The sequence below is a fragment of the Kocuria sp. genome, from assembly GCF_030536815.1.
Lineage (GTDB): Bacteria > Actinomycetota > Actinomycetes > Actinomycetales > Micrococcaceae > Kocuria > Kocuria gwangalliensis.
The window spans coordinates 1-4,082 of sequence record NZ_JAUNPE010000174.1 but is presented as its reverse complement, the minus strand read 5'-3'; the positions used below and the strand labels follow the sequence as shown (position 1 = coordinate 4,082).

General features: G+C 62.6%; 3 protein-coding genes. 2 read left to right on the top strand and 1 reads right to left on the bottom strand.

Annotation, left to right across the window (positions count from 1 at the left end; translation table 11 throughout):
* Window positions 1–162: 162 nt before the first annotated feature.
* A complete protein-coding gene (locus Q4E95_RS11545; protein WP_303383447.1) occupies window positions 163–1,296 on the top strand; it encodes a glycosyltransferase family A protein in 1,134 nt (377 codons plus the stop codon).
* 6 nt (window positions 1,297–1,302) lie between these two features.
* Here the strand turns inward: Q4E95_RS11545 and Q4E95_RS11540 are convergent, their stop codons facing one another.
* Window positions 1,303–2,805, bottom strand: a complete 1,503-nt coding sequence (locus tag Q4E95_RS11540; RefSeq protein WP_303383446.1) for a lipopolysaccharide biosynthesis protein — start codon at window positions 2,803–2,805, stop codon at window positions 1,303–1,305.
* 97 nt (window positions 2,806–2,902) lie between these two features.
* Here Q4E95_RS11540 and Q4E95_RS11535 point away from each other — a divergent pair, with 97 nt between their 5' ends.
* Entirely contained in the window at window positions 2,903–4,000 is a 1,098-nt protein-coding gene (locus Q4E95_RS11535) for a glycosyltransferase (RefSeq protein WP_303383445.1), read from the top strand.
* Window positions 4,001–4,082 lie beyond the last annotated feature (82 nt).

Sequence of the window (4,082 nt, the reverse complement as noted above, 5' to 3'; positions counted from 1 at the left end):
CAACCGCAGCCATCGATCCTGCTGGTGGATGACCTCGTCGACAGCCGCTGGACGCTGACCGTTGCCGCGCGTGAGCTGCGCTTGGCGGGCGCCACCAATGTTCTGCCGTTCGCTCTGGCATCGCAGGGCTGAAGTACGGGAATGTGTCTTATTCTGCTAGTCATGCAGCAACCGTCCGTTCGCCCACTCGTAGACGTCGTCATTCCCGTTCATTCCATCTCGCGGCCGCTCGGTCGCGCTGTGGATTCTGCGCGAGTTGGTGTCCTTCCGCTCTCGGCGGACGAGTATGTCATCACCGTGGTGGCTCATCACCTGTCCACGGCGCAGGTTCGAAACATGCTGACGGAGCAGCAACTGGAACACATCAGAATCATTGAGGCGCCCGCTGAAGGGACGACCGCCGCGGCTCCCAGAACCGCTGGGCTGGACCACACCGATGCCAGGTACATTTGCTTCCTGGACAGTGATGACAGTTATCAGCCCGGAGCGGTGGCTCGCTGGGTCAAGATCGCCGAGAGCCGGCACAGCGACATGGTGATCCCGTGGCTGAAACACAGCAACGGCCGCGTAGACATCACACCCGTCATCCGCCCGGGGCGTACCTCGAACCTGGATCCCATTGCCGACCGGCTTGTGTATCGGGCCTCGGTATTCGGGCTGCAGCGGGTGAAGACCGTCCGCAGGTTAGGAGCGGAATTCGAGTTCGGGACGAGCACCGGCGAGGACCAAGCGTTCGTCATGCGTCTCTACGCGGGCGCGGCCAGGATCGACTATGCCCCCGGGGAACCCACGTATGTCATGCACGCGGACGCCACGGATCGGGTGTCCCGGACTCCGTCGCCCGTTCGAACGCAGCTCGAGTCCGCCCTGCGCATTCTGGACAGGCCGTGGTTCGAGGGCGCCGCGCTTGAATTACGTCGTGCGTTCATCGTCAAGGTGGTGCGTATCAACATGTTTGAGGCCGTTACCTCGCATCTGAAGGCCGGAACGTGGACCCGTGACGAGGCCCAGGGGGCGCGCAAGGTTCTCACTTCTTTGTTGGGCTCCGTTCCGGGCGCCCGCGGTAGTTTTTCCCGGGCTGATGTGCGGGTGATCGACCTGTTGTTGGCCGGCGCTACCGATCAGGGCGCGTTGCGCGCGGCGCTCACCGAGCGACGTCGTTTTGCCAGCCTCGCCGCACTTCTCACGGCCAAGCCTATGCACGTGTTGGGCCGCGACGCCCCGTTGCGCTTCATGGCCGCGGCAGCCGCCCAAACAGCCCGGGATCGCTTGGCCAAGCGACGCGGAACGAATTGACGGCAATTATTTCCTGGAGAAGCGCTCGGTGGCCGTACGCAAGCGCGGAGCCAGATCGCGCCAGGACATGGCGCACCAGATCAGTAGGAAGGCCAGCGTCACGCCGATGGTGACCAGAAGCGAGTCGTAGCGGTACGTGAGCCACAGACTCAGCAGCGTCAAGACATAACCGGTCACGATCCGAATCATCACGCCACCCCAAGGCATCCGGTCGTGAACCCACACAATAATCAAGGGCGCCATGGAACTGATGATGCAGCCCACTAGATAGCCGATGGCCGCCGACATCATGCCCAGCTCCGGGCCCCACCACACCATGGTGATAATGCCCAGGATCATGCCAATCGCGTTGCACATGGCCAGTGCGCGCACACCCCAGTGCTCGCCACCGTTGAGGCGTGAGTTGGCCGCGTTGAAACTCGTGGTGGAGACAGCGAAGAACAGCACGATCAGTAGCGGAATCGCGCCCTCGAACTCCTCGTAACGAGCGCCGTAGAGCACCATGACGAGCGGCTCGGCCCACAGGACTCCAACACCGAAGACGGGGAGGAAGACCAGCACCATGGTGCGCATGATCGAGTCCAGCTGGGTTTTCATCCCGGTCATGTCGCCGGCACTGAACATGCGTGCCACAGAGGGGGAGAGGGCCACGATCATAGCGGAGGAGAGCATGCTGGCCGGTGTGGCAATGGTCAACGCCGCCGCGTAGTGGCCAATGGCTTCCTGACTATCGTAATTGCCGCCAATGATCAGGGACAGCTGCAGCAGACCGGCAGCAGTGAGAATGTTGATGGATCCCCACGCGGTGAACTTGAGGAGTTCACGCTTGAGGGGTTTGGGCAACGGGGTTCCCCCGCGCACAGGCCACGCCGGGATGGCGTAGATGAAGTAGCCGAGGCACAAGGGTAGGAGGAGCAGTGAAGACAGTTCGGCCAGGAGCACCACGAGCAACAGCGTGAGGGTGACGAATGAGCTGATGCAGTCCCAGAACGTGGTGGTCACGAACTGGTTGTTGCCCGTGCGCACGCCGCGGACAAAGTTATAGGCGGACAGAGCGATCACGAGAAGCCCCGCTGACAGTGCGTAGCTCAGGGGAAGTTCCTGCGCGTAAATGGCAACGAAAACGGCGGCCACGGAGAGCACCGTCATGCCCACGAACGCGCTGCGGGAGGTGTACAACGCCACGGACGCCTGCTGATCGGCGTTAGACATACCTCGCGCCATGGCAATGTATTTGGAGGCCGCGGTGCCGGAGGCCTGCGGCCACAGGAGCACCAGGAACAGCCCCAGGGCAATGACCTGGTTGACCTGCCCGAGCTTTTCCGTTCCCAGGATGTTGCCGATGAGCAAGCTGTAGCCGAAGCGCGAGAGTCCCTGGACGAACACAGCGATCACGGTCAGCGCGAAGGCGGACCCAATGGGGTTGTCCTTGTTCTCGTGGTTGGGCGGCGGAAAGAGGATCGGCCGCCACCGGCCTGGAACGCGGGGAGCTGCAGCGGGCGTGGTCACTATTGGGAGTTTAGGACATCGTGCCGCCAAGGGTCTGATGGCCACCCGCAGACCGGTTACTAAGCAGTACAAAAGTTGCACTCGATAGGGTGAAGCCATGCAAATTCTGGTGGTCTCCACGTGGTATCCGACGCAGGATGCGCCCTTCCGCACGCCGTTCATCACACGGCACGTGCGCGCCATTGCCCGGGATCATCAAGTGCACGTCATTCACGTCCAACTTCTGAACGATTCGCCCGTCACCCAGGAAACCTACGACGGCGCTGCGGTCACCCGGGTGGGCTTCGATCCTCGAAAGCCACTCACCATCGTGAAAGCCCTGGCTGAGATCCGAAAGTGGGTGCGGTTCTCCGATGTCGTACACACCATGGCCTTCTCATCGGCCCTCATTGCGGCCCCGATTGTGGGCCGCACTCCGTGGGTGCACACCGAGCACTGGAACGGAATCCTGTTCCCAGAGCACGTCAACCAGCTCTGGGAACGCACAGCGTGGCTGCGGTACGTGCTGCGCCTGCCGCGCGTCGTCACGGGCGTGAGCACACTGATGACCCGCGAACTAAAGAAGTTTGCCCGCCCCGGGGCCACTCAGCTGATCGGCAACGTGGTCGACCACGCGCCGCAGGTCACACCCATAACTGACGACGGCGCGCTGCGCCTCATCGGGGTGGGTGCCGTCACCGAACACAAAGGCACGTTGCTGGCCGTGGACACCGTGGAATGGCTGCGCAGGCACGGCCATGATGCCACGCTCGTATGGGACGGGGATGGCCCCATGCGGGAGCAAGCCGAGGAACGTGCGCGTGAGCTCGGAATCGGGGACCACGTAGATTTCCGAGGGTTCCGCAGTACCGAGCGTTTGCGGCAAGACCTCGCCGAATCCACCGTCTTTGTACTTCCCTCGAAATCGGAGACCTTCTGCGTCGCCGCAGCCGAAGCACTTGCAGCCGGCCGACCCGTCATCATGGGGGATCGGGGAGGCCAGCGAGACTTCATCACGGAACGCAACGGCCGCATGGTGTCCGAACGATCCCCGGAAGCCTTCGGGCGGGCGGTACTGGAACTGTCCCAATCCGTTTCGGCGGCAACCCCGGATGAGATGGCGCGGGACATCCGTGCCCGCTACGGATCGGATGCCGTCAGTGACCAATTGAATGAGTTGTACCGCGGCGCCGTGGGCGGCGGGCGCTCTCGGTGAAGGACGAGCACAGTCACTGGGGTGGCTTCGGTTTTGACCCGCAGCTCAGGCTACCGATAAGCTAATCTTCGTTGTTTTCTTG